Raw genomic sequence first — 25,743 nt, 5'->3', positions numbered from 1 at the left:
CCGACGGCGGCCTCGGCCGCTGAGGCAGTCTCACCCCGGCAACGCACCGGCGCCGGGGGGGCGGGGGCCCCCCCCCCGAGGTGTGGCTCAGAGGTGCCGGAGCGCGAGTCGCATGCCCGGCTCGATCAGGTCGGGGTCGCCGCCGATGACGCTCTTGTTCGCGGCGTAGATCCGCTGCCAGCTCGTCCCGTTGTGCGCCGCGATGGCGCTGAGCGTGTCGCCCTGGCGCACGGTGTAGTCACCGCCGCGCGCGGTTCCGCGGTCGGCGTGGCCGCCGGAACGGGCCGGCGCCTTCGCCGGCTTCGACGCGGCGGACTCGGTCCGCTGCGGCTTGGACTTCGACCTCGACTTCGCCGAGACGGGGTTCGCCGCGGGCGCGTCGCCGTACGCCCCGGCGTGGCCCGAGCAGACCGGCCAGGCGCCCCAGCCCTGGGCGCGCTGGACCTTCGTGGCCACCGAGATCTGCGCGGACCGGGAGGCCTGGTCGGCGGTCGGCGCGTAGGCGGTGCCGCCGTAGGCGCGCCAGGTGCTCGCGGAGAACTGCAGCCCGCCGTAGTAGCCGTTGCCGGTGTTGATGTGCCAGTTGCCGCCGCTCTCGCACTGGGCGATGCGGTCCCACACTCCGCCGTCCGCCGCCGCGGCGCCGCCGGCCGAGGCGAGCAGGCCGAGGGGGGCGAGAAGCGCCGCCCCGGCGAGGACCGCCGTCGTGCGGGCCTGCCCCTTGGTCAGGGTCTTGCGGTCGGTGGTGCGGCTGTTATCGGCACATTCGGACATGTAGATCCCTCTCGAACGACTCGAGGTCCCCCAAGGCGGACCGCCACCCCTCGCACATCGGCGCGGGGGTCGCGCTCCGCCCCGTCCACCGGGGGTGGTGCTCCGCGACTCGGCGCGGACCGGTGGACGTACTCGAGCGGTGCTCGTTGCACACGGCGGAGGAATGTAGGGAGCCGGAGGGCCCGGCATCAACCAATTCGCTGTCATTCCAGGCCAGTTGGCGGTTACCCGGGGTATCAACGATTTTCGGACACCCACTACATCCTGGAATTCCATGACATATCAACCACGACTCACGCCCCCCTGTGAGCCACTTCACGGCGCCAACGTCCTTGACGACTCGAACACTTGACGCTGCGTGACCGGTTCCGGCGCGGAGTTGACCGTACGCGTCGGATGAGGGGATTCCGTTCCCGCGCGTGCGTGACCCCCACCACAGATCGTCCGTTGTGCTCTTCATGAGCCGGGAACCGCCCGGCGCCGCCAACGCACCGCATCCCGAGGGAGCCCCCCGTGCCGCGCATGCTCGACGTCAGCGACGAGGTTCGCGCCGAGATCGGCGACGAAGAAGCCGACCGGCTGCTCGCCGGGGACAACGCCCCCGGCAGTTACGACTGCACCTCCTGCCGCACCCCGGGCGACCCCGAGCACGAGCGCACCAGCACCGTGCTGTTCATCGGCGACGAGACCGCCGTACTCGCCTTCGCCCACGCCGGCTGCCTGCCCTCGCAGGTCGTCCAGGTCACCGAGGAGCAGCTGCAGGGCGCGGTCCGCTCCATCGGCGGCGTCGCCGGCGGCCAGGGTGCCGTGGGTGAGCCGGTGAAGTCGGTGCCGGAGCAGGCCGTGCTCGGCGTGACCAGCGGACTGGTCCTGATCACCGGGGAGTTGCACGCGGCGCTGGTCGTGGAGCCGACCGGACCGATCGTGCGCCCCGGTTCCACCGGTACCGGCGACGACTTCCTGCCGCTGCTGATCGAGCACGGCTTCGTGCCGCTGCCCGAGCTGTCCGCCGTACCGCCGGTGCTGCACGGCTGGTCCGCGCTGCTGGCGATGGGGCAGCTGCACGCGGTGCTCCAGCCCGGCGCGGACGGCGGCCAGCCGGTGGCCTGGTGGCAGGCGCACCAGCCGCTGCAGGTCACCGAGGGCTGGCGAGCGGCCGCCAACAAGCACCAGCAGGTACTGATGTTCGCGGCCCCCGTGGGCTCCATCGGCCGCCAGCCCCGCGAGGACCTCCTGCGCGACGCGCTGGACAAGACAGCGGCAAACGGCCACCTGGTCGCGGCGACACTGCCCCTGGCCGGGACCTGAGCCCCCGACTCGACCGGACCTGCCCCCCTGCCGGGCCGGTCGACACCGATCGACGGCACTGCCTGCCCCCGGCCGGGACCTGAGCCCCCGACTCGACCAAGCCGAGGCCGCCTGTCGGGAACAGTCGGCACCGGTTGACGGCTGTCCGGGCACGCCCGCATCCACCCTCGACACGCACGCCTGCCACCAACGCCGGCCCAGGCCCGGACGAGACGCGCGGCCGGGGACCGGTCGGCCCCCAGAGCGGACCAGGCTGAATCCGGGTCCGTCCCGCTCGGACAGAGCCAACAGCCGGGGCCTGCCGACACCAGCGGGGCCCCGGCCACCGACCGAACCAGGGCGGCATCAGACACCCGCGGGCCGGGGCCCGGCCAGAGCCCGCGGCCGCCACCCCGGCCCCGGCCCCCTTCCCGGCCCACCGCCCCGGGCCAGCCGACCCCGACCGGGTCCGACACAGGCTGCCCCGCCCCGAACTGGGCTTGCTGTCGGCACCGCTTGACGCAAGCCAGAGCCGAACCCGAGGCCGGCACCGGCTCGTACGGCACCCGAGCCGACGCCTGCCGACGCCGGGCCGGGCAAAGGCCGGCAGCCGACGCCCGCGGCCTCGGCCGGACCAGGCCCACCGCCGGACCGGTCGACCTCGTCCCTGACTGCGCCCGCGGCGACAACGCCGAGACTGCGCCCACAGCCGACCCCTGCCGGCCTTCGTCGGGCCGGGCCTGCAGTCGGTCCTGACTCGCCCCGAGGCCGGGGGGCGGCGGAGACCCGAGCCCCATAGCCGGAGTTGGGCCCGAGGCCCAAGGCCAGGGCAGGGCCCCGTAGCCGGGCCGGAGGCCGCAGACCGGGGCTGCGGCCCACTCCGGGTTGTTGGGTCACGCCGGGCCAAGGCCCGGGTCCGGAGCCGGGCCAAGGAGGGGGGCCGGCCGCTCAAGGCACTGAGGCCCAGGGCCATCGCCGGGCCGGAGCCGGAGCCCGGTCGCCGCCGGAGGCACGGGTGGCCGCATCTCATGACGTGCCGTGTCGTTGGGACTTACGTGCACAATTACGACGTTCCCCGCCGCCAGAGCTTCTCCTCGGTTCCGCCTCCGCCGCGGGTGGGGCAGGACTCGCACCATGGCCCATCGGCCACGCCGATCTACGACGCGCTCTACGCCGAGTACGTCAAGTCCTTCCGCTCACTGCCGGGTGACCGCAGTGGCGAGGAGGAGCTGGGGTTCACCGCCTTCGGGAGCATGCGGCACAGCGGCCCGGTCGTCCCCCGGCCGGGATCGTTCTCCAGCTCGTACAGCGCCTACAGCGCGGGAGCGCAGAGCGCCCGCGTGGGCCGGCAGTCGGCGTGGCAGCGGGTCGGTCCGGTGGGGCCGGCGGGCGGGACCGCTCGGTTCGCCCCGGCGGCGCTGCCGCCCGGCCGGACCGGCGACAGCTGACGGCCCGCCGAAACCGGGCGGCTGACGGCCGTATGACGAAGGAGGGCGGCGCCCCGAGCCCGTGACGGGCTCGGGGCGCCGCCCTCCGGCGTACCCGGACTACTTCTTCTTGCCGCGCTTCTCTCGCACGCGCACGGAGATGTGGATCGGCGTGCCCTCGAACCCGAATTCCTCGCGCAGCCGGCGCTCGATGAAGCGCCGGTAGCCCGCCTCGATGAAGCCGGAGGCGAAGAGCACGAACCGCGGCGGCTTCGTGCCGGCCTGGGTGCCGAACAGGATGCGCGGCTGCTTGCCGCCCCGGATCGGGTGCGGGTGGGCGGCGACCAGCTCGCCGAGGAAGGCGTTCAGCCGGCCGGTCGGGACGCGGGTCTCCCAGCCGGCGAGGGCGGTCTCGATCGCCGGCACCAGCTTCTCCATGTGCCGGCCGGTGCGGGCCGAGACGTTGACGCGCGGCGCCCACGCCACCTGGCCCAGCTCGGTCTCGATCTCCCGCTCCAGGTAGTAGCGGCGCTCCTCGTCGAGGGTGTCCCACTTGTTGAAGGCGAGGACGAGCGCGCGGCCCGCCTCGACCGCCATGGTGACGATCCGCTGGTCCTGCACGGAGATGTTCTCGGAGGCGTCGATCAGGACGACCGCGACCTCGGCCTTCTCCACGGCGGCGGCCGTGCGCAGTGAGGCGTAGTAGTCGGCGCCCTGCTGGAGGTGGACCCGCTTGCGGATGCCGGCGGTGTCGACGAACTTCCAGGTCGTGCCGCCGAGTTCGATCAGCTCGTCGACCGGGTCACGCGTGGTGCCCGCCTGCTCGTTGACGACGACGCGCTCCTCGCCGGCCACCTTGTTCAGCAGGGAGGACTTGCCGACGTTCGGACGGCCGATGAGCGCGATCCGGCGGGGGCCGCCGACGCCGGTGCCGAAGGACTGCTCGGGCGCCTCGGGCAGCGCCTCCAGGACGGCGTCCAGCATGTCGCCGGTGCCACGGCCGTGCAGCGCGGAGACGGGGTGCGGCTCGCCGAGACCGAGGCTCCACAGGTAGGCCGCGTCGGCCTCACCGCTCTGCCCGTCGACCTTGTTGGCGCACAGCACGACCGGCTTGCCGGCCTTGCGCAGCAGCCGTACGACCGCCTCGTCGGTGTCGGTGGCGCCGACCTTGGCGTCGACGACGAAGACGACGGCGTCGGCGGCCTCGATGGCGTACTCGGCCTGCGCGGCGACGGAGGCGTCGATGCCCAGGACGTCCTGCTCCCAGCCGCCGGTGTCGACGACCTTGAAGCGGCGGCCCGCCCACTCGGCCTCGTAGGTGACGCGGTCGCGGGTGACGCCGGGCTTGTCCTCGACGACGGCCTCACGGCGGCCGATGATCCGGTTCACCAGGGTCGACTTGCCGACATTGGGGCGGCCGACGACGGCGAGGACCGGCAGCGGGCCGTGCCCGGCCTCCTCGATCGCGCCCTCGACGTCCGTGACGTCGAAGCCCTCTTCCGCGGCGAGCTCCATGAACTCCGCGTACTCGGCGTCGCCGAGAGCCCCGTGATCGTGCTCGTGTGCGTCCGAGCCGTCGGGCTGGATGTGGTCGTTCATGAAGTCCGTACCTCGTCGTTCATTCGTGGTGATCGGTGGAGCGGCCCGCGAGGAGGCTGATCCACTACTCAGTGTCGCCTAGCGGCCGGTCAGCCGCCTGGCGTTTTCCAGGTGCTCGGTGAGCTGCTTCTGGATGCGCTCGGTGGCCTCGTCGAGTGCCCTGCGCGTACGGCGTCCACTGCCGTCGCCCGCGTCGAACGGGTCGCCGAAGACGACGTCGATGCGCGAGCGCAGCGGCGGCAGCGCCTTTATCAACCGCCCGCGCCGCTCGGAACTTCCCAGCACCGCCACCGGCACGATCGGCGCCCCGGAGCGCACTGCGAAGTAGGCGAGTCCGGCGCGCAGGGAGGCGAAGTCGCCCTCGCCGCGGGTGCCCTCCGGGAAGATCCCGAGGACGCCGCCGGCCGTGAGGACGTCCAGCGCCTGGGTGATCGCGGTGCGGTCGGCCGTGGAGCGGTCGACCTTGAGCTGGCCGATGCCGGTCAGGAAGGGGTCGAGCGGCCCGATGAACGCTTCCTTCTTGATCAGGAAGTGCACGGGCCGGGGCGCCACACCCATGACCATCGGGCCGTCGACGTTGTGCGCGTGGTTGACGGCAAGGATCACCGGGCCGCGCGCCGGCATCCGCCAGGCACCCAGCACACGTGGCTTGAACAGGCCGTACATCAGGCCGACGCCGATGCGCCGCCCGACGTCCGCGCCGCGCTCGGACGCTACGGTCACTTCCCCGCCCGCTTCTCCTCGACGAGGGTGACCACACACTCGATGACCTGGGCCAGCGTGAGCTCGGTGGTGTCCACCTCGACGGCGTCGCCGGCCTTGGCCAGCGGCGAGGTCTTGCGGCTGGAGTCGGCCGCGTCCCGCTTGAGCAGCGCCTCACGGGTCGAGTGCACGTCGGCGCCCTTCAGCTCACCGCTGCGCCGGGCGGCGCGGGCCTCCGGGGAGGCGGTGAGGAAGATCTTCAGGTCGGCGTCCGGCAGCACGGTCGTACCGATGTCACGGCCCTCGACGACGATGCCGTTCTCCGCGCCGATCGCTATGGAGCGCTGCAGCTCGGTGATCCGGGCGCGCACCTCGGGCACCGCGCTGACCGCGCTGACCTGGGAGGTGACCTCCTGGGTGCGGATCGGAGCAGACACGTCGAAGCCGTCGACGGTGATCGTCGGCTTCTCCGGGTCGGTGCCGGAGACGATCTGCGGCTTGCCCGCGGCGGCGGCGATCGCGGCGGGGTCGTCGACGTCGACGCCGTTGGTCACCATCCACCAGGTGATCGCCCGGTACTGGGCGCCGGTGTCCAGGTAGCTCAGGCCGAGCTGCGCGGCCACGGCCTTCGACGTGCTCGACTTGCCCGTGCCGGAGGGACCGTCGATGGCGACGATCACAGGCGGCACAGTCTGGGCGGCGCCGTTTTCCACGGGGGGACACCTTCCTGGTGCGAGGCGGTGAGCGGGGTGCGGGGCGCACGGCCCTAGAGGGACGCCCCGCACAAGGTTACTGGCTCCGCGGCGCGCCTCTTACTGCCGGATGGCCCAGCCCCGCTCGCGCAGCGCGGCCGTGAGCACCGGCGCCGCCTTGGGCTCGACCATGAGCTGGACCAGGCCGGCCTGCTGTCCGGTCGCGTGCTCGATCCGCACGTCCTCGATGTTGACCCCGGCCCGTCCCGCGTCGGCGAAGATGCGGGCCAGCTGCCCGGGCTGGTCGTCGATGAGGACGACGACGGTCTCGTAGACGCGCGGCGCGCTGCCGTGCTTGCCGGGGACGCGGACCTGGCCCGCGTTGCCGCGGCGCAGCACGTCCTCGATGCCGGCGGTGCCTTCGCGGCGCTTGTCGTCGTCGCTGGACTGCAGGGCCCGCAGCGCCTGGACGGTCTCCTCCAGGTCGGAGGCGACGTCGGAGAGCAGGTCGGCGACCGGTCCGGGGTTCGCGGAGAGGATGTCGATCCACATGCGCGGGTCGGAGGCGGCGATCCGGGTCACGTCCCGGATGCCCTGCCCGCACAGCCGTACCGCCGTCTCCTCGGCGTGCTCCAGGCGGGCGGCGACCATGCTGGAGACCAGGTGGGGCATGTGGGAGACCAGCGCTACGGCCCGGTCGTGGGCGTCGGCGTCCATGACGACCGGCACCGCGCGGCAGTGCGAGACCAGCTCCAGGGCGAGGTTCAGCACCTCGGTGTCGGTGTCCCGGCTGGGGGTGAGCACCCAGGGGCGGCCCTCGAAGAGGTCGCCGGAGGCGGCGAGCGGGCCGGACTTCTCCCGGCCGGACATCGGGTGGGTGCCGATGTAGGAGGCGAGGTCCAGGCCGAGCGCCTCCAGCTCCCGGCGCGGCCCGCCCTTGACGCTGGCCACGTCGATGTAGCCGCGGGCCACGCCCCGGCCCATGGCGTCGGCCAGCACGGTGGCCACGTGGGCGGGCGGGGCGGCGACGATCGCCAGGTCGACCGGGCCGGTGGGCGGCTCGTCGGTGCCGGCGCCGAGCGCGGCGGCGGTGCGGGCCTGCTCCGGGTCGTGGTCGACGAGGTGGACGGTGACGCCGCGCTGGGCGAGGGCGAGGGCGGCGGAGGTGCCGATCAGGCCCGTGCCGATGACGAGTGCGGTCCTCACTGGGCGATGTCCTTGCGCAGGGTAGCGGCGGCGCCGAGGTAGACGTGGTTGATGTCGGCGCGCGGCTTGTCCGACTCGATGTGCGCGAGGACGCGCACCACGCGGGGCATCGCGCCCTCGATGTCGAGCTCCTGCGCGCAGATCAGCGGCACGTCGACGATGCCGAGCTTGCGGGCGGCGGCCGCCGGGAAGTCGCTGTGCAGGTCGGGGGTGGCCGTGAACCAGATGCTGATCAGGTCGTCCGTGCTCAGGCCGTTCCGTTCCAGGATGGCGGTGAGCAGCGCCGCGACCTGCTCGTCCATGTGCCCGGCCTCGTCGCGCTCCAACTGGACGGCCCCCCTGACCGCTCGTACCGCCACGGCGCTGCTCCTTGCGTATCGGCTCTGGTGCTGTCGGTCCAGCCTAGTCAGACCGGGGCCCGTGAGCGTGCGGCGCCCGTGGGCTGAGACGCGCGGGCCGTTCGCCGGGCCGCCTCAGGGGTCTGCCGACGGATCTGCGCATCCAGGGCCCCGGCCGGCGGCACCTCGCCGTAAGGAGTGAGACCGTCGACCGCGGGCGGGAGCGCCTGGGCGAGGTCGCCGGCGGCCTGCCCCGGCGCGACCCCGACCTCCCGGGGGCTCCCTCGACGCCCGGGTACCCCGAAGGCGCACCCGCCCCGCGCAGCCGTCGCGCGCCGCCCCGTCAGGCGTCCCAGAGCGCGCCGAGGGCCAGCAGCTCGCTGCGGTACTCGATGCGGTCCGCCCATGCGGCCGGCCAGGCGTCGGCGCCCAGGTACGCCCCCGCGAAGGCGCCGGTCAAGCAGGCGATGGAGTCGGAGTCGCCGGCGGTGCAGGCGGCGCGGCGCAGGGCGGTCAGCGGCTCGTCGGGGAAGAGCAGGAAGCACAGCAGCCCGGTCGCCAGCGCCTCCTCGGCGATCCAGCCCTCCCCCGTGGCCAGACACGGGTCGGTCTCGGGGGACACGGTCCGCGCGGCGTCCTGGAGCCGCGCCAGGATCTCCAGGCACTCGTCCCAGCCGCGCGCGATGAAGTGCTCGGGGGAAGAGTCCTGGCTGCGGGTCCACAGGTCGCCGAGCCAGGTGTGGTCGTAGGAGGTGCGGTGGTCGAGGGCGTACGACCGCAGCAGCCCGACCAGCGCGGTGGGGTCGGCCCCCTGCGCGAGCAGGTGCACGGCGTGCGCGGTGAGGTCGGAGGCGGCGAGCGCCGTCGGGTGGCCGTGGGTGAGGCCGGCCTGGAGCTGGGCGGCCCCGGAGCGCTGGGCGTCGGTCAGCCCGGGCGCGAGCCCGATCGGCGCGACGCGCATGTTGGCGCCGCAGCCCTTGGAGTGGATCTGGCCGGCGTCCTGCCAGACGCGGCCCTCCTCCTTGAGCAGGCTGCAGGCGCGCAGGCAGGTGTTGCCGGGGGCGCGGTTGTTGTCCGGCGACTGGTACCAGTCGACGAACTCCTCGCGCACGGGCCGCTCCAGCCGCTTGGGCGCGAGGTGGCCGCGGTCCATGGCGGTGCGCAGTCCGCGCCCGAGGGCGAGGGTCATCTGGGTGTCGTCGGTGACGAGCGCCCGCCGCGGCAGCTCCAGCTCCCGCCAGGGTCCGAACATCGAGAGGATCAACGGCACGGTCTTGAACTCGGTCGGGTAGCCGAGGGCGTCCCCGAGGGCGAGGCCGATGAGTGCTCCGGTCGCGGCGCGCTTGGACATGCGATCCCCCTTTATCGTCATCGTGACAATAAAGGGGGATGGCGATCACCGCAAGGCGCCGAGAGGGTCGGTTTACAGGTCGACTTCCTTCATCAGCATGCCGACCTCGGTGTTCGACAGGCGGCGCAGCCAGCCCGACTTCTGGTCGCCCAAGGTGATGGGGCCGAAGGCGACCCGGACCAGCTTGTCCACCGGGAAGCCGGCCTCGGCCAGCATGCGGCGCACGATGTGCTTGCGGCCCTCGTGCAGCGTGACCTCGACCAGGTAGTTCTTGCCGGTCTGCTCCACGACCCGGAAGTGGTCGGCGCGGGCGTAGCCGTCCTCCAGCTGGATGCCGTCCTTGAGCCGCTTGCCCAGGTCGCGCGGGATCGGGCCGACGATGTGCGCGAGGTAGGTCTTCTTCACGCCGTACTTCGGGTGGGTCAGCCGGTGCGCCAGCTCGCCGTGGTTGGTGAGCAGGATGACGCCCTCCGTCTCGGTGTCGAGGCGGCCGACGTGGAAGAGACGGGTCTCCCGGTTGGTGACGTAGTCGCCGAGGCACTGGCGGCCCTCGGGGTCCTCCATGGTGGAGACGACACCGGCCGGCTTGTTCAGCGCGAAGAACTGGTACGACTGGGTCGCGACGGTCAGGCCGTCGACCTTGACCTCGTCCTTCTCCGGGTCGACGCGCTTGCCCTGCTCCAGCACGATCTCGCCGTTGACCTCGACCCGCGCCTGCTCGATCAGCTCCTCGCAGGCCCGCCGAGAGCCGTAGCCGGCACGTGCGAGCACCTTCTGCAGCCGCTCGCCCTCCTGCTCGGCGCCCGGGAAGGTCTTCGGCAGCTTGATGTCCTTCTTGCCGGCGTAACGCTCCCGGTTGCGCTCCTCGGTACGGGTCTCGTACTCACGGGAGCGCGAGGGGGCCGTACGGCCGCCGGGGCGCTGCCCCTGCTTGGGGCTGCCCTTGGCACCGCCGCGGGCCGAGGGGCCCCGGCCCGACTTCGGACCGTCCTGCGTGGCGCCGGGGCCGACGTCGTAGCGCCGCTCCTCCGGGCGCGGCTTCTTCGGACGGCCTCCCTGCTTGTCGTCGCGGTTGTTGCCGGCGCCGCGGTGGTTCCCGCGGCCCCCGCTGCTCCCGCCGCGGCCGCCGCTGTTGCCACCACGGCTCCCGCCGTTGTTTCCGCTGCTGTTCCTGCCGCTACTGCTTCGCATCAATGTTCCGTCTTGTCGTCTGCGTCGTCGGAATCCGGAGCGTCCGGATCGAATGACGGAACCCCTTCCTGCGTCTCGGCCTCGATCGCCTCCGCCTCCGGGAGGAAGGGCGCGAGTTCCGGGAGCTCGTCCAGGCCGCGCAGGCCCATCCGCTCCAGGAAGTAGTTCGTCGTCCTGTACAGGATCGCACCTGTTTCGGGTTCCGTGCCCGCCTCCTCGACCAGACCGCGCTGCAGGAGGGTGCGCATCACGCCGTCGCAGTTGACTCCGCGGACGGCGGAGACCCGGCTGCGGCTGACCGGCTGGCGGTAGGCGACGACGGCGAGGGTCTCCAGGGCGGCCTGGGTGAGCCGGGCCGTCTGGCCGTCGAGAACGAGGCGCTCGACGGCGGGCGCGTAGGCGGGACGGGTGTAGAAACGCCAGCCGCCGGCGACGTACCGCAGCTCGAAACCGCGCCCCTGCACGGTGTACTCGTCGGCGAGCTCGCGCAGCGCGTCGGCGATCTGCCGCTCGGGCCGCTCCAGGATCTTCGCCAGGTGCTCCTCGGTCGCGGGTTCGTCGACGACCATGAGGACGGCCTCGAGGGCCGGTTTGAGGTCGAGCCCGGCCACGGCCCGCAGGCCGGCAGGGGCCTCGCTGATGTCCTCGCTCACGCCTTCTTCTCCTCCCGGGCCTCCTCGGCCTTCTCCGGCGGCCGGTCGAACTCGTCCGTGACGGTCGGCGCCGCGTCCCCGTCCCCACCGGTCCAGCGCACGGTCAGCTCGCCGAGGGCGGCCTCCTGCTCCAGGGCGACCGCCTTCTCGCGGTACAGCTCCAGCAGGGCGAGGAAGCGGGCCACGACGGTGAGGGTGTCCTCGGTGTCCGCGACGAGCGTACGGAAACTGGCCTCGCCCAGCTCCTTCAGCCGCGCCACGACGAGCTGTGCCTGCTCCTGCACGCTGACCAGGGGCGCGTGGATGTGATCGACGTACACCTGCGGCTTGGCCCTCGGCTGCATCGCCTTCACGGCGAGCCGGGCGAAGCCCTCCGGGCCGATGCTGATGACGACCTCGGGCAGCAGCTCGGCGTGGTGCGGCTCCAGTCCGACGGTACGGGGGTAGCGGCGGGCCTCGTCCTCGATCCGGGCGTTGAAGATGTCGGCGATCTGCTTGTACGCCCGGTACTGCAACAGCCGCGCGAACAGCAGGTCGCGGGCCTCCAGCAGGGCGAGGTCGCCCTCGTCCTCGACCTCGGCGGCGGGCAGCAGCCGGGCGGCCTTCAGGTCGAGCAGGGTGGCGGCGACGACGAGGAACTCGGTCGTCTGGTCCAGGTCCCAGTCGGCCCCCATGGCCCGGATGTGCGCCATGAACTCATCGGTCACCTTGGACAGCGCGACCTCGGTGACGTCGAGCTTGTGCCGCGAGATGAGCTGCAACAGCAGATCGAAAGGCCCCTCGAAGTTGTCCAGCCGAACCTTGAAGACGCCGTCGCCGTCGGGAACGCCGACCCCGGCATCGGGCGCGCTTGCGTCGGCGCCGGATGCGGACTGCCCGCCGGGGGCGGCGATCGCGGGGCCGGGAACACCGACGGCGCCCGCGTCCGCGACATCCGCCGTCCTGACCGGGGCTCCCCCGGCGCCGGACACGCTTGCGTCGGCTGTGACCACGGCACCCGACAGGCCCGCCCGGGTCTTCGGGGATGCCTCGGTCGCGCCGAAGTCCGTCAGCCCACCGCCGGGCTCCGCGGCGTCGAGCGCACCGACGGGCGCCCCCGCACCGGCCCCGCCCTCATCACCGCCGCGCGGGTGGGGCGGTTGCGGTGCCCCGGGTCCGGCAGGCGCGTCCGTCGCCGACGGCGCCGCCGCATCGTCCCGCGCCGCGGAGTCGCCCCGGTACACCGGCTCGGGCAGAAGCTCCCGCTCCTGCGGCGGACCCGAGTCCGGCCGTTGCGGCGCCTCGGACGGTGACGGCTCGCCATGCACCCTCCGCTCGCCCGGCTGCTCCAGCTCGCCCGGCTGCTCCCGCTCATCCGGCGCAGCCACCGGCCCCCGGCCCAGTGGGCGTCGGCGGCCGGCCGGGCCGTTGGGGGTGGCGGGGTCGTTCGAGGTCATGACCCCCGCAGGGTACCGCTAGCGTCCGCGCAGGCGGCGTACGAGGATGCTCGCGTCCCCGCGGGACTCCAGGTCGGCGAGGACGACGGCGACCGCCTCGCGGACGATGCGCCCGCGGTCCACCGCCAGGCCGTGCTCGCCGCGCAGCACCAGACGGGCGTGCTCGAGGTCCATCAGCTCCTCGGCGGAGACATAGACCGTGATCTTCTCGTCGTGCCGCTCGCGCCCGCTGGGCCGCCGTGCGGCGCGCCCGCGCCGGCGCGGCTGCGCGGCCTCGTCGTCCACCGCACCGGCACCGTTGGCAGAACCTTCCTGCTGTACCGCCCTGCGGCGCGCGGCGCGTTCCGGCGCCGTCGAGGCCCGGCTGCGGGACTCCTCGCCCGCCTCGGCGTCGGCCGCGACGTGCTCCACGCCCTGGCCGTCCCCGCCCTGCGCGGGCACGGAGTGCGGCGCGTCGTCGGGCGCGGCGGCCGCGACGGCGTCACTCTCCCCCGCGGGAGCGGGCACCCGGGCCTCGCCGCCCGGTCGCCGGGGAGTGGACGGCTGCAGCGCCATCCCCCCTGTCGTACGGAAGAGTTCGTCGGCCCCCGGCAGACTCACTCGGCGTGACACCGGGCGAGCACCTCCCTGGCGAGCTGACGGTAGGCGGCGGCGCCGACGGAGTTGGAGGCGTAGGTGGTGATCGGCTCACCGGCGACCGTGGTCTCCGGGAAGCGGACCGTGCGCCCGATGACCGTGTGGTAGACGTGGTCGTCGAACGCCTCGACCACACGGGCCAGCACCTCGCGGCTGTGGACCGTGCGCGAGTCGTACATCGTGGCGAGGATGCCGTCGAGCTCCAGGTCGGGGTTGAGCCGCTCCTGGACCTTCTCGATGGTCTCGGTCAGCAGCGCGACGCCGCGCAGCGCGAAGAACTCGCACTCGAGCGGCACGATCACCTTGTGCGCCGCGGTGAGCGCGTTCACGGTGAGCAGGCCGAGCGAGGGCTGGCAGTCGATGACGACGAAGTCGTAGTCCGGTAGCAGCGGCTTCAGCGCGCGCTGCAGCGTGGACTCGCGCGCGACCTCGCTCACCAGCTGCACCTCGGCGGCCGACAGGTCGATGTTGCTGGGCAGCAGGTCCATGTTGGGGACCGCCGTCTTCAGCAGGACCTCGTCCGCGGACATCCCCCGCTCCATGAGCAGGTTGTAGACCGTCAGGTCGAGTTCCATGGGGTTGACGCCGAGACCCACCGACAGCGCGCCCTGCGGGTCGAAGTCCACGAGCAGCACGCGCCTGCCGTACTCCGCGAGCGCGGCACCCAGGTTGATGGTCGACGTCGTCTTGCCGACGCCGCCCTTCTGGTTGCACATCGCGATGATCTTCGCGGGACCGTGGTCGGTCAGCGGGCCCGGGATCGGGAAGTACGGCAGCGGGCGCCCGGTCGGGCCGACGCGCTCGCGGCGCTGACGCGCGGCGTCGGGCGCGAGGGTGGCCGCGTACTCGGGGTCCGGCTCATACTCGGCGTCGGGATCGTAGAAGTGCCCTTCGGGCAGTTCGTCGTAGTCGGCGAAGTGGTTGTGGGGCGCGCCACTTCCGTCGCCGGCCATGGCGTTCACGTGATGACCGTCCATGCTCTGGTGTGCTGACAGAGCCGTATGGGGGCTGTTCTGGCTCTGGTGGGCTGCGAAGGTTCGGACAGCGACGGAGCCGACAGCCTCGAGCCCCGTGGGGTCCTGGCCCCGCGCAGGCATTCCTGGTCGACCACCCCCGGGAGAAAATGTCGACTCATTCACAAGTCGTCTTACCTCCTTGGTGACCAGGAAACTTCTAGACAAGGTCAGCGTGGCACCATGCCGACGGTTGGCGACTCTATGGCGTGTCGGGCGTCCGCAGCAACACAATCCGCCGGACCCGGCCCGATGTGTCGGCAATGAAACATCGCGCTGTCAAGGGCGTACGGCCGTCGCACCGCAGGTTTCACCGGTGTGCGAATCGGTCGAAGGGTTACGTTCGAGGCGAGTTGACCGAGAGTCGCAAAGTGACCATACACACATCCGGCCGGACCTTGTCGGGCAAGGTCCGGCCGGATGCGTGGTGTTGACGACCTGTGTTGACGTATCGCCTTATTCCCGCGGATGACTTGGAAGTACGGCGGCGAGCCGGTCGGCCGGAGGGTCAGCCCAGGAGGGTGGAGAGCTCCACGTGCTCCAGGCCGTGGGCCTCGGCGACCTCCTTGTAAACGACCTTGCCGTCATGAGTGTTGAGGCCCTTGGCCAGCGCGGCGTCACGGCGCAGCGCCTCCACCCAGCCGTTGTTCGCGAGCGAGACGATGTACGGCAGCGTCGCGTTGGTGAGGGCGTTGGTGGAGGTGTTCGGCACCGCGCCGGGCATGTTGGCGACGCAGTAGAAGACCGAGTTGTGGACCTTGAAGGTCGGCTCGGCGTGCGTGGTCGGGTGCGAGTCCTCGAAGCAGCCGCCCTGGTCGATCGCGATGTCGACAAGAACACTTCCGGGCTTCATGCGGGCCACCAGCTCGTTGGTGACGAGCTTGGGTGCCTTGGCGCCCGGGATGAGCACGGCGCCGATGACGAGGTCGGCGTCCAGGACGGCCTTCTCCAGCTCGAAGGCGTTGGACATGATCGCCTTGACCTTCGTGCCGAAGATCTTGTCGGCCTCGCGCAGCTTGTTGATGTCGCGGTCGAGCAGGGTCACGTCGAAGCCCATGCCGACGGCGACCTGGGTGGCGTTCCAGCCGGAGACGCCACCGCCGATGACGACGGCCTTGGCCGGGGTCACGCCGGGGACGCCGCCGGGCAGCACGCCTCGGCCGCCGGCCGCGCGCATCAGGTGGTAGGCGCCGACCTGCGGGGCCAGCCGGCCCGCGACCTCGGACATCGGGGCGAGCAGCGGCAGGGCGCGGTTCGGCAGCTCGACGGTCTCGTAGGCGATGGCCGTGGTGCCGGACTCGATGAGCGCGTCCGTGCACTCCTTGGAGGCGGCCAGGTGCAGGTAGGTGAAGAGGATCTGGTCCTTGCGAAGGCGGTGGTACTCCTCCGCGATGGGCTCCTTGACCTTCAGCAGCAGGTCGGCGGAGGCCCAGACCTCGTCGGCCGTCTCCAGGATCTGCGCACCGGCGGCGACGTACTCGTCGTCCGTGATCGACGAGCCGACGCCGGCGTTGCGCTCGATGACCACCTGGTGGCCATTGCGCACCAGCTCGTGCACGCCGGCGGGGGTGATGGCCACCCGGAACTCGTTGTTCTTGACCTCGCGGGGGATGCCGACCTTCACGTCGATCACGGTCCTTGGCTCAGGGGAAACAGGGGCATTACTAGACATACCCAGGCATGCGGGGGCACACCGGGAGACACCGCAGGAGAACGTGCGGCAGAGCCAGTCTAATGAAGGTGTTCCAGCTGTCTAGCCTTTCATTGCATCAATCTTCAGCGGATGCACTACGGATTTCGCAGGCATTGGCGGCGCATTCCCGCTGGTCGAGCCCCTCAGGGCTCCCTGCCCCCTGCTCCGCGAGCATCCGCTCGGCCGTCCCGCGGTGGATGCCGGCGGCCACCGGATCGGCGAGGCGGTCCAGGGTGTCGGCGATCCGCAGGTGCAGCGCCGCCTGCAGCCGGGTGTCCTCGGCCCGGCGCGCCCACTCCACCGCCTCCTGGCAGGTTCGCAGCGACTCCGCCGGCCGTCCGGCGTACTCCTGCACCCGCGCCAGCTCGCTCAACGCCCGTGCATGCGCGGTCACATCACCGCACCGCCGGTAGCCGGCGGCGGCAGCCCGCCAGCTGCGCAGCGCCTCGCCGTAGCGGCCCGCGTAGGTCTGCGCGGTGGCGATACGGCCGTACAGCCGGGCGGCGTCGGCGCGCTCGGCGCGGGCCAGGCGCTGGGTGAGCGCCCGGCCGAACCAGTCGGCGGCCCGCTCGTAGTCCCCCAGCTCCAGATGCGCCCCACCTACGGATTCCATTGCGCGAGAGGTCGCGTACGGGTCATTTGCTTTGCGTCCGGCATCCAAAGCTGCGCGATACCGCAGTAGCGCCTCGTTCGTCCGGCCGGTCTGGGCGTCCAGGTCGGCCAGGTTCAGCAGGGCGGCGGCCTTCTCCCGGGGCAGGTCGCGCCGGTCGGCCACGTCGAGGACCAGGCGGTGCACGCCGTACAGGTCGGGCGCGGCGGCCTGGGTGCCGACATGCGCGACCATCGCCCGCACCAGCTGGGACAGCAGCCGCCGGGCGAGGGTGTCCAGCTCCCCGTCGGCGACCGCGAGGCGGGCGGCGCCCAGCAGCGCGGGGCGGCGCACCCGCAGCCACTCCTCGGCCGCCGCGGGGCTGGAGAAGCGCAGGGCGCGCGGCATGCCGAGCAGCTTCTCCCGTGCCTGCGGGCTGTCCGTCTCGGTGATCGCCCGGCAGGACTGCAGCAGCCGTACCGTCCGCTCCAGCATGCGGGCGCGGGCGAGCTGCAGCTCGGCGGGGCGGTCCTGGGTCTCGGTGAGGGCCTTGAGCAGGGGGTGCAGAGCACCGGGGATCTCGTACTCCGGCAGCGGCGAGTCCACGGCCCGCAACAGGCCGAAGCGGACGAAGTCGTCCAGGGCGGTGCGGGCGCCGCTCACCGAGCAGCCGGCCAGCGCGGACGCCGTGTGCGGGTCGACGTGCCCGGCGGGGGCGAGGGAGAGCAGACGCAGTATCCGGGCGGCCGGGGCGGGCAGCGCGGTGTAGGCGAGCTTGAAGACCCGGGCCAGCGCGGTGGTGTCGTCGCCGTCGGCGCGCAGCTGCTTGGCGAGGTCGGCGACGGCCGCCTTCGGGTGGGCCGTGAGCCAGCCGGCGGCCAGCGTCAGCGCGGCGGGCCCGCCCTGACACACCTCGACCAGGCCTTCGGCGGCCCTCGGGTCGACGGTGACCCGCACGGAGCCGATCCGGCGGGACAGCAGTTCGACGGCGGACTTGGTGTCCAGCCCGCCCAGCGTGCAGGGCCGCACATCGGCGATGCCGGTCAGGGGACGCGCGGAGACGGCGACGACCAGGCAGCCGGGGTTGTCGGGGAGGAGGGCGTCGACCTGCTCGGCGCCGGCCGCGTCGTCCAGCAGGAGCAGCGTCCGCCGGTCGGCGAGGGCGTCGCGCAGCGCCTCGGTCAGCTCGTCCTCGCCGGCCCCCGGCGGAACGGGCCGCTCCAGCGCGGCGAGCAGCTCACGGGCGGCACGCTCCACGGGGACGGGCGTGCCGTCCGCCTCGCTGAGCCGGGCGCGCAGCACCCCGTGCTCGTAACGGTCCGCGACCTGCCGGACCAGTTCCTCGGCGAGGGCGGTACGGCCGGAGCCGGGGCGTCCGGCGATGAGCAGCACCCGCGCGCGGGGGGCCTTCCTCCCGCTGAGCGTGTCCAGCCCCGCGCGCTCGATGTCGGCGCGGAGTTCCTTCAACTCCCGTGTGCGGCCCAGGAACACACTCTCCGCCGACAGCCGCACGCCGTCCTCGTCCACCGCCTGTTCCGTCACGGGCCACGCTCCCGTTCCACCGCACGCCAGTGCCCGACGGGACCAATCGATCGGGCGTCTCCAGAGCCTAGTTCACGCTCTGCGACGAACCCGTGCGGAGCACGGCGGTACAGGGGCGAGAGTCCCCTGATCGGATCAACCGATCTTCAGACCAGCGGCTGGGCAGTACCGGTGAGGGGCGCGGGGCTGTGCCGATGTGCGGCTATCGCCGCGTGGGCGCGACCAGCCACAGCGAACGCGCGGCCACCAGCACGGGCGAAGTCCCCGCAGCGCTACGCCTCGAACGGCCGCGCAGGCCAAGGCGCCACCGCCGGCCGCAACGCCTCCACCCCGTCCCCCTGCCGCGCGGCAACGAGAGACAGCACCCCCGTCACCAGACACGTGTTGTGAAGCTCCCCGGCGAGAATCCCCCGCACCAGCTCATCGACGGGCACCCGCGCGTGCTGCATGTCGGTCTCCTCGTGCTCCGCCGCGAACCGCTCCCCCTCCGCCTCGGACAGATTGCGCGCGAGGAAGATCCGTACGGCCTCGTCACAGCCGCCGGGCGTGGTGTACAGGTCGGTCAGCACCCGCCAGTCCTCGGCCTTGACGTGCGCCTCCTCGTACAGCTCGCGCTGGGCGGCGTGCAGCGGGTTCTCGCCGGGCACGTCGAGCAGGCCGGCCGGGATCTCCCACAGCTTGTGCCGCACCGGGTGGCGGTACTGGTTGATCAGCAGGACCCGGTCGTCCTCGTCGAGGGCGAGGACGGCGACCGAGCCGGGGTGTACCTGGTAGTCGCGCGTGGCCACGGAGCCGTCGGGCATGACCACGTCGTCCGTCCTGACGGAGGTCTTGGCCCCGGTGAACGGGGTCCGCGTCGCCCGGATCTCCCACTCCTCGGGCGTGTCCTTGATCGTCATGCCGTTCCTTCCCCACGTGCGCATACGAAAGCCGGGGTGCTTCCTACTGAAAGGTATGCACCCCGGCCACCGTACAAGCTGGTGTGTTACTTCGAATTCTTCCGCTCGACCGCGGCCTTCACGAGACCGGCGAACAGCGGGTGCGGGCGCGTCGGACGCGAGCGCAGCTCCGGGTGGGCCTGGGTGGCCACCAGGTAGGGGTGCGTCTCGCGCGGGTACTCGACGTACTCGACGAGCTTGCCGTCCGGGGAGGTGCCGGAGAACAGGATGCCCGCCTTCTTCTCCAGCTCCGCGCGGTAGGCGTTGTTCACCTCGTAGCGGTGGCGGTGCCGCTCCTCGACGTACTCCTTGCCGTCGTAGACCTCGCGCACGATCGAGTCCTCGGCCAGCTTCGCCGGGTACATGCCGAGTCGCATCGTGCCGCCCATGTCGCCCTCACCGGCGACGATGTCCATCTGCTCGGCCATGGTGGAGATGACCGGGTGGCCGGTGGCCGGGTCGAACTCGGTGGAGTTGGCGTCCGGGATGTCAGCGAGGTTGCGGGCGGCCTCGATCACGATGCACTGCAGGCCCAGGCACAGACCGAGCAGCGGGATCTTGTTCTCGCGGGCGTACTTGATCGCACCGACCTTGCCGAGCACACCGCGGTCGCCGAAGCCGCCGGGGATGCAGATGCCGTCGACGTCCGACAGCTGCGCCTTGGCGCCGGCCGGCGTCTTGCAGTCGTCGGAGGTGACCCACTTGATCTTGACGCGGGCGCGGTTGGCGAAGCCGCCGGCGCGCAGCGCCTCGGTGACCGACAGATAGGCGTCGGGCAGGTCGATGTACTTGCCGACCAGGGCGAGGGTGATCTCGTGGTCGGGGTTGTGGACGCGGTCCAGCAGGTCGTCCCAGGTCGTCCAGTCGACGTCCCGGAAGGGCAGGTCGAGCTTGCGCACGACATAGGCGTCCAGGCCCTCGCCGTGCACGGTCTTCGGGATGTCGTAGATCGAGCGGGCGTCGGGGCAGGCCACCACGGCGGCCTCGTCGACGTCGCACATCAGCGAGATCTTCCGCTTGATCGCGGTGGGCACCTCGCGGTCGCAGCGCAGGACAATGGCATCGGGCTGGATACCGATGTTGCGCAGCGCGGCCACCGAGTGCTGGGTCGGCTTGGTCTTCAGCTCGCCGGAGGGGCCGATGTACGGCAGGAGCGAGATGTGCACGACGAAGACGTTGTCGCGGCCGACCTCGTGACGGACCTGGCGGACCGTCTCCAGGAACGGCAGCGACTCGATGTCGCCGACGGTGCCGCCGACCTCGGTGATCACGACGTCCACCTCGTCGGTGGCCATGCGCCGGATGCGGTGCTTGATCTCGTTGGTGATGTGCGGGATGACCTGCACGGTGTCGCCGAGGTACTCGCCACGGCGCTCCTTGGCGATCACCGTGGAGTAGACCTGGCCTGTAGTGACATTGGCGGAGCCGTCCAGGTCACGGTCGAGGAAGCGCTCGTAGTGTCCGATGTCCAGGTCGGTCTCTGCGCCGTCGTTGGTGACGAACACCTCACCGTGCTGGAAGGGGTTCATCGTGCCCGGGTCGACGTTCAGGTACGGGTCGAGCTTCTGCATGACGACGCGCAGGCCCCGGGCCTTGAGCAGCATGCCGAGGCTGGAGGCGGTCAGCCCCTTGCCGAGAGAGGAGGCGACACCCCCGGTGACGAAGATGTGCTTGGTCGTCGTGGCTTTGCTGTTTCGAAAAGCAGCGGGCGGCATGGCCAAAGGGGGGCTCCCGTGGTCGCGGTCTGGGGGTTGCGGGTCGGCTGTCCGCTCCGGAAGTCCGGGGGTGCCGTCGCTGCGGTTCGGGGGTTTTGCTCCCACCGGTCCACGGGCTACCAGGGTATCAGCGACCGGCGCCGATGGCTTCCGGCCACGCTCCGCGCACGCACCGCCACCCGGCACGCATGGATTACGGGTTTCTCACCCGATGCTCACTCGTTCGGTGGATGGCTGTTGCCCGGAGGGGCACGCGGATCATCTACGTGCGTCGTATCCTGCTCGGACACTCGCTGCCGAGCCCGGCCGGGTACCAGGCGCCACCCCAGCCCGTACATCACCGGAACAACGAGAGCTCGTCAGTTCGTTGAGCAGAGATTGTCGTTTTGCCATCGCGGTTGAGCGGCTGCTTTGCTTCACCGCTCAACGACGCACAACAACGACCCCTTGACCGCACTAGCGACAGCCCCGCACGCGCGGGGCGACGTGGCCGTTCGACTGGAGTTGCACGTGGCCGGGCGCATCGAAGACTACGCACTCATCGGAGACATGCAGACAGCGGCGCTGGTCTGCCGTGACGGCACGGTGGACTGGCTCTGCCTGCCGCGCTTCGACTCGCATGCCATCTTCGCCGGCCTGCTGGGTACCGAGGAGCACGGGTACTGGCGGCTGGGCCCGGCCCACGGGCCCGACCAGCAGCCGCCGACCGCGGCGCGGCGCAGCTACCGCGGTGACTCGCTGATCCTCGAGTCGGAGTGGGACACACCACGCGGCACGGTCCGGGTGACCGATTTCATGCCCCCGCGTGACGGCGCCCCGCAGCTGGTCCGGATCGTCGAGGGCGTCTCGGGCCGCGTCCCCATGCGCTCCGCGCTGCGGATGCGCTTCTCCTACGGCCGGGTCGTGCCGTGGGTGCACAAGCACGAGGGGCGCACGGTTGCCGTGGCGGGCCCGGACTCGGTCTGGTACGACACCGAGGCCGAGACCTACGGCAAGTCGCTGACGACGTTCTCGGACTTCACCGTCGCACCGGGTGACCGGATCGCGTTCACGATCTCCTGGCAGCCCTCGCACAAGGAGCCGCCGCCGCTGCCGGAGCCCGAGCAGTCGCTGGAGGCGACGGAGGACTTCTGGCGCGAGTGGGTCGAGCAGTGCACGTACCACGGCCCCTACCGGGAGGCGGTGGTCCGCTCGCTGATCACCCTCAAGGCGCTGACCTACGCCCCCACGGGCGGCATCGTGGCGGCGCCCACCACCTCCCTGCCGGAGGACATCGGCGGCGTCCGCAACTGGGACTACCGCTACACCTGGCTGCGGGACGCGGCGATCACACTGTCCTCGCTGCTGCGCACCGGCTACCGCGAGGAGGCCCGCGCCTGGCGCGAGTGGCTGCTGCGCGCGGTGGCCGGCGACCCGGAGAACCTGCAGATCATGTACGGCATCGCGGGCGAGCGCGAGCTCGGCGAGGCGGAGCTGGACTGGCTGCCGGGCTATGAGAAGTCCGCGCCGGTGCGGGTCGGCAACGGCGCCGCGCACCAGCTCCAGCTGGACGTGTACGGCGAGGTCACCGAGGCGCTGCACCTGGCCCACATGACGGGCCTGGCCCGCAACGACTACGCCTCGCTGCTCCAGCTGAAGCTGATCAGCTACCTGGAGAAGCACTGGCAGGAGCCGGACGAGGGCATCTGGGAGGTGCGCGGGCCGCGCCGGCACTTCGTGCACTCCAAGGTGATGGCGTGGGTCGCCGTCGACCGCACGATCAAGCTGCTGGAGTCCGGCGAGGCCGACGGTCCGCTGGAGCGCTGGCGGGAGCTGCGCGACGAGATCCACCGCGAGGTGTGCGAGAAGGGTTACGACGAGGAGCGCAATACCTTCACCCAGTCCTACGGCTCGAAGGAGCTGGACGCCTCTCTGCTGCTGATCCCGCAGATGGGCTTCCTGCCGCCGGACGACAAGCGGGTGATCGGCACGATCGAGGCGATCCAGCGGGAACTGTCCACGTCGGACGGTTTCATCCTGCGCTATCCCACCGAGGGCCAGCACGAGGGCGTCGACGGCCTCCCGGGCGACGAGGGCGCCTTCCTCGCGTGTTCCTTCTGGATGGCCGACGACCTGGCGATGATCGGCCGCGTGGACGAGGCCCGCAAGCTGTTCGAGAAGCTGCTGTCCCTGCGCAACGACCTCGGTCTTCTGGCGGAGGAATGGGACCCGCGGTTGCAGCGGCAGGTGGGGAACTTCCCGCAGGCGTTCAGCCACGTGCCTTTGATCGACACGGCGCTGCGGTTGACCGCGTCCGGCGCGTACGGGGGCTGACGGTCGCTTCCGGGCCGCGGCGCCGTCGTGGCTGGTCGCGCAGTTCCCCGCGCCCCTGGACGTCTGCTGCCAGCGCCGTCAGTGTCGAGTTGCCGCCGGGATCCCCGGCAGTGGCCGGTACCAGAGCGATCTCTTCCAGGCCCGCCTCGGCGTACGCGTCGACGCGGGCCTGGATCGTTTTCAGGTCGCCGACCAGGCCGACCTCGGCCGCGGCCCCGGGCGGCAGGGCCCCGATCAGCGCCTCCCGGTCCGCTCCCGCGGCGGCCAGGTCCACCGCCTCCCCGAACCCCGCCGCCCGGAACATGTCGCTGTAGCCCGGCACGGTCAGGTATCCGGCGATGCTGCCCAGGACCTGCCGTACGGACTCCGGCGCCGGATCGAGGGCCGCCGGCAGCCACGCGGCGAGCGTCGGCGGCGTGCGACCCGCCTTTTCCGCCGCCGCGTCGAGCTTGCCGCGCAGCACTCGTACCTGTTCCGGTGTGACCAGGTCGAGCAGCATCCGGTCGGCGTGCGCGGCGGCGATGCCGATGGCGCGGTCCCCGAAGGCCGCCACGGTCAGCGGGCCGCCGGGCGGTGCGAGGCGGCGGCGGAAGGGACTGCCGGGGACGACCGGCTCGCCGGGCACCGCGCGCAGCAGGTTCCGCAGCGCCGCCGCCGACTCCTCCATCGCGGACGTCGGCCGGGTCCGGGGCCGCCCGTGCACCCCCTCGACCACCCGCTTGCTGGCGGTGCCGATCGCCACGCCCACCGCCCGGCCGCCGGTCACGGCGGCGGTGCCCGCCGCGCCCCGGGCGATGGTGTACGCGTCCCGCACCGACACCGGCACCGGCCCCGCCGTCAGCGCGACCCTCCCTGTCGCCGCGCCGATCGCCGTGGCCGGCACGAACGCCTCCCAGGTCGGCCCCTCGCCGACCCACACCTCCCGGTATCCGAGCCGGTCGGCGAGCGCCGCGACGCGCAGCGGCTCGTCGACCGGGCTGTCGTCCTCACGTGCCACGGCAACCACACTGAAGTCCACGCGGGCACCCGCTACCCGATGCACACGCATCTAATCCACTGCGGCGATCACCTCGCGCGCCGCCCGCTCCCCCTCCGTGGCACCGCCCTCCATGTAGCCCTGGAAGTCGTAACTGCAGTGCTCGCCGCCGATGTGGATGTTGCCCTGTGCGGTCCCCTCGTAGCCCGCGTACCGGTGCAGATAGCCCACCGGCCAGTAGGAGTAGGCGCCGAGCGAGTAGGGGTTGAGGTGCCACGCGGACAGCTGCGCCCGGCCGGTCCACGCACCCGACGTACCGGGGAAGAAGGCGTCGATGTCCTTGAGGTACTTGCCGGCGAGGCCCTTCACATAGGGATCGCTCTCGTACGAGAACGGTCCCGCCGGTGTCAGCGACTTGGCGAGGCTGCCGCCGCCGTACTGGATGAGGATGCCGCCGGTGCCGGGCTGGACCTTGGTGGTGTCCCAGGTCTGCTGCACCCGGCCGTCGGTGAAGCACTCGCCGGCGGACACACCGGGCCAGGGACCGGTGCCACGCCACGGACGGCTGGAGAACTGCATGTTGAGCTTGGTGCAGTAACCCATGCGGGCGTCGCGCAGCAGGCTGGTCATCCGGGGGTCGAAGCCGGCCCGGCTCAGATCGAGCCGTTGCAGGATCGGCAGCGGCACGCACAGCACGGTGTGGTCGGCGGTGACGGTGCGGGTGCTGCCGGCCTCGCTGAAGGTCAGCGTCTGTGTGCCGTCGGCCTCGGCGCGTACCGCCTGCAGCGACCAGCCCTGCCGGATCGTCCCGGCGGGCAGGGAGCCGGCGATGGCGTGCGGGAGTTGGTCGTTGCCGCCGACGATGTGGTAGCGCTCGTCGGACAGGCCCCAGATGTTGAAGTCGCCGGGATTGGTCTGGTAGCCCATCAGCAGCACCAGGGCGAGCGAGGACTGCTCGGTGGTGTCGGCGCCGTACTCGACGTTGTAGGCGACGTCGAAGAGCTGTCCCAGCGGGGAGGCGTGGCCGCCGGGCACGCGTGACTCGATCCAGTCGTACAGGGACATGGTGTCCAGGGCGGTGCCGGCGGCGGTGGTCTGGTTCCACTTGACCTCGCCTGCCGCCTGGAGGTCGGTGTGGAGGGCCTGGTAGACGGCCTTGAAGTCCTCGTCGGCCCGTGCGCGCGGGTAGTAGGCGCCGTCGAAGAAGAAGACCTCCTCGGCACCGTTGGGCCCGCCGCCGAGGAAGTCCTCCAGCGGCAGGGAGAAGCGGCGGCACAGTTCCTGGATCTTCTTGTGGCCGGTGTCGATCAGCTCGCCGCCGATCTCGGAGGTCTGCCCCCAGGCCCAGTGGTCGCGCTGGGAGTACATGCGCCCGCCGACCCGGTCGGGGTCGGCCTCGTAGAGGGTGCAGGCGTATCCGGCGTCGTGCAGGGTGAGCGCGGCGGTGAGTCCGGCGATGCCGGCGCCGACGACGGCGATGTGCGGCGCGGACGCGGCGGCCGCTCGGGCCGGGGCCGCCGCGGCGGTCACGGCGGCGGTGGCGAGGGCGCCCTTGAGGACGGTACGGCGGCGGACCTGGCGCGCCTCGGCGACGGGCACGCCGAGCCGGTGGGCGGCGGCGTGGTCGGCGGTGAGGGCGCTCAGGGCGTGCATCAGCTGCGTACGGGACACG

At 72.0% G+C, this 25,743-nt stretch carries 21 protein-coding genes; 3 read left to right on the top strand and 18 right to left on the bottom strand.

All coding sequences use genetic code 11. The annotated features are described in order from the left end of the window. Positions 1-87 precede the first annotated feature (87 nt). The gene (locus ACF1GV_RS36335; protein WP_391689854.1) at positions 88-774 is read right to left on the bottom strand and encodes a transglycosylase family protein; all 687 of its coding nucleotides are present in this window, start codon (positions 772-774) and stop codon (positions 88-90) included. Positions 775-1,287: 513 nt separating this feature from the next. On the opposite strand from ACF1GV_RS36335, the gene ACF1GV_RS36330 reads away from it, so the two are divergent. Then, positions 1,288-2,082 carry a hypothetical protein gene (locus ACF1GV_RS36330; RefSeq protein WP_391689851.1) on the top strand — a complete coding sequence of 265 codons (795 nt, stop codon included), beginning with the start codon at positions 1,288-1,290 and terminating at the stop codon, positions 2,080-2,082. A 1,034-nt stretch (positions 2,083-3,116) separates the two neighbouring features. Continuing rightward, positions 3,117-3,509: a hypothetical protein gene (locus tag ACF1GV_RS36325; protein ID WP_391689848.1), complete on the top strand. Its 393-nt coding sequence runs from the start codon at positions 3,117-3,119 to the stop codon at positions 3,507-3,509. Between the two features lie 99 nt (positions 3,510-3,608). Here ACF1GV_RS36325 and der read toward each other — a convergent pair whose 3' ends face one another. From der to ACF1GV_RS36250, 15 genes are all read right to left on the bottom strand, one after another. After that, entirely contained in the window at positions 3,609-5,087 is a 1,479-nt protein-coding gene (der, locus tag ACF1GV_RS36320; protein ID WP_363266923.1) for a ribosome biogenesis GTPase Der, read from the bottom strand. Positions 5,088-5,165: 78 nt separating this feature from the next. Continuing rightward, a complete protein-coding gene (locus tag ACF1GV_RS36315) occupies positions 5,166-5,753 on the bottom strand; it encodes a lysophospholipid acyltransferase family protein (protein WP_391690143.1) in 588 nt (195 codons plus the stop codon). 53 nt (positions 5,754-5,806) lie between these two features. Continuing rightward, positions 5,807-6,502, bottom strand: coding sequence for a (d)CMP kinase (cmk, locus tag ACF1GV_RS36310; RefSeq protein WP_391689845.1), 696 nt, complete (start codon positions 6,500-6,502; stop codon positions 5,807-5,809). Positions 6,503-6,601: 99 nt separating this feature from the next. Beyond that, entirely contained in the window at positions 6,602-7,687 is a 1,086-nt protein-coding gene (locus ACF1GV_RS36305) for a prephenate dehydrogenase (RefSeq protein WP_391689842.1), read from the bottom strand. Then, entirely contained in the window at positions 7,684-8,046 is a 363-nt protein-coding gene (aroH, locus tag ACF1GV_RS36300) for a chorismate mutase (protein ID WP_391689839.1), read from the bottom strand. Before aroH ends, ACF1GV_RS36305 begins: the two co-directional genes overlap by 4 nt. Before the next feature lie 322 nt (positions 8,047-8,368). Continuing rightward, entirely contained in the window at positions 8,369-9,376 is a 1,008-nt protein-coding gene (locus ACF1GV_RS36295) for an ADP-ribosylglycohydrolase family protein (RefSeq protein ID WP_391689836.1), read from the bottom strand. 72 nt (positions 9,377-9,448) lie between these two features. Beyond that, on the bottom strand, positions 9,449-10,567 hold the full coding sequence (locus ACF1GV_RS36290) for a pseudouridine synthase (protein ID WP_363266928.1): 1,119 nt from the start codon (positions 10,565-10,567) through the stop codon (positions 9,449-9,451). Continuing rightward, positions 10,567-11,220, bottom strand: a complete 654-nt coding sequence (gene scpB, locus ACF1GV_RS36285; protein WP_391689833.1) for an SMC-Scp complex subunit ScpB — start codon at positions 11,218-11,220, stop codon at positions 10,567-10,569. The genes ACF1GV_RS36290 and scpB overlap by 1 nt, the downstream gene beginning before the upstream one ends. Then, positions 11,217-12,656: a segregation and condensation protein A gene (locus tag ACF1GV_RS36280; protein ID WP_391689831.1), complete on the bottom strand. Its 1,440-nt coding sequence runs from the start codon at positions 12,654-12,656 to the stop codon at positions 11,217-11,219. The genes scpB and ACF1GV_RS36280 overlap by 4 nt, the downstream gene beginning before the upstream one ends. Before the next feature lie 18 nt (positions 12,657-12,674). Continuing rightward, entirely contained in the window at positions 12,675-13,268 is a 594-nt protein-coding gene (locus ACF1GV_RS36275) for a hypothetical protein (protein WP_391689828.1), read from the bottom strand. Further along, positions 13,253-14,389, bottom strand: a complete 1,137-nt coding sequence (locus tag ACF1GV_RS36270; RefSeq protein WP_363266932.1) for a ParA family protein — start codon at positions 14,387-14,389, stop codon at positions 13,253-13,255. Before ACF1GV_RS36270 ends, ACF1GV_RS36275 begins: the two co-directional genes overlap by 16 nt. Before the next feature lie 424 nt (positions 14,390-14,813). Beyond that, on the bottom strand, positions 14,814-15,929 hold the full coding sequence (gene ald, locus ACF1GV_RS36265) for an alanine dehydrogenase (protein WP_391690140.1): 1,116 nt from the start codon (positions 15,927-15,929) through the stop codon (positions 14,814-14,816). Positions 15,930-16,074: 145 nt separating this feature from the next. Next, the gene (locus ACF1GV_RS36260) at positions 16,075-18,129 is read right to left on the bottom strand and encodes a tetratricopeptide repeat protein (protein WP_391689825.1); all 2,055 of its coding nucleotides are present in this window, start codon (positions 18,127-18,129) and stop codon (positions 16,075-16,077) included. Between the two features lie 272 nt (positions 18,130-18,401). After that, positions 18,402-19,028, bottom strand: coding sequence for an NUDIX domain-containing protein (locus tag ACF1GV_RS36255; protein WP_391689822.1), 627 nt, complete (start codon positions 19,026-19,028; stop codon positions 18,402-18,404). Positions 19,029-19,114: 86 nt separating this feature from the next. Then, positions 19,115-20,782: a CTP synthase gene (locus tag ACF1GV_RS36250; protein WP_391689819.1), complete on the bottom strand. Its 1,668-nt coding sequence runs from the start codon at positions 20,780-20,782 to the stop codon at positions 19,115-19,117. Between the two features lie 510 nt (positions 20,783-21,292). Here ACF1GV_RS36250 and ACF1GV_RS36245 point away from each other — a divergent pair. Next, positions 21,293-23,095, top strand: coding sequence for a glycoside hydrolase family 15 protein (locus tag ACF1GV_RS36245; protein ID WP_391689816.1), 1,803 nt, complete (start codon positions 21,293-21,295; stop codon positions 23,093-23,095). Here ACF1GV_RS36245 and ACF1GV_RS36240 read toward each other — a convergent pair. Together ACF1GV_RS36240 and ACF1GV_RS36235 are read right to left on the bottom strand one after the other, a co-directional pair. Continuing rightward, positions 23,031-24,113 (bottom strand): LLM class F420-dependent oxidoreductase, encoded by a 1,083-nt coding sequence (locus ACF1GV_RS36240; protein ID WP_391689813.1) that lies wholly within the window; start codon positions 24,111-24,113, stop codon positions 23,031-23,033. The two genes, ACF1GV_RS36245 and ACF1GV_RS36240, sit on opposite strands and share 65 nt — an antisense overlap. Positions 24,114-24,143: 30 nt before the next feature. Beyond that, positions 24,144-25,742, bottom strand: a complete 1,599-nt coding sequence (locus tag ACF1GV_RS36235) for a flavin monoamine oxidase family protein (protein ID WP_391689810.1) — start codon at positions 25,740-25,742, stop codon at positions 24,144-24,146. Between the last annotated feature and the right edge of the window lies 1 nt (position 25,743).

Source organism: Streptomyces sp. NPDC014006, assembly GCF_043088925.1.
GTDB lineage: Bacteria > Actinomycetota > Actinomycetes > Streptomycetales > Streptomycetaceae > Streptomyces.
The sequence above is the reverse complement of the archived record's forward strand: the minus strand, read 5'-3'. Positions and strand labels throughout refer to the sequence as shown.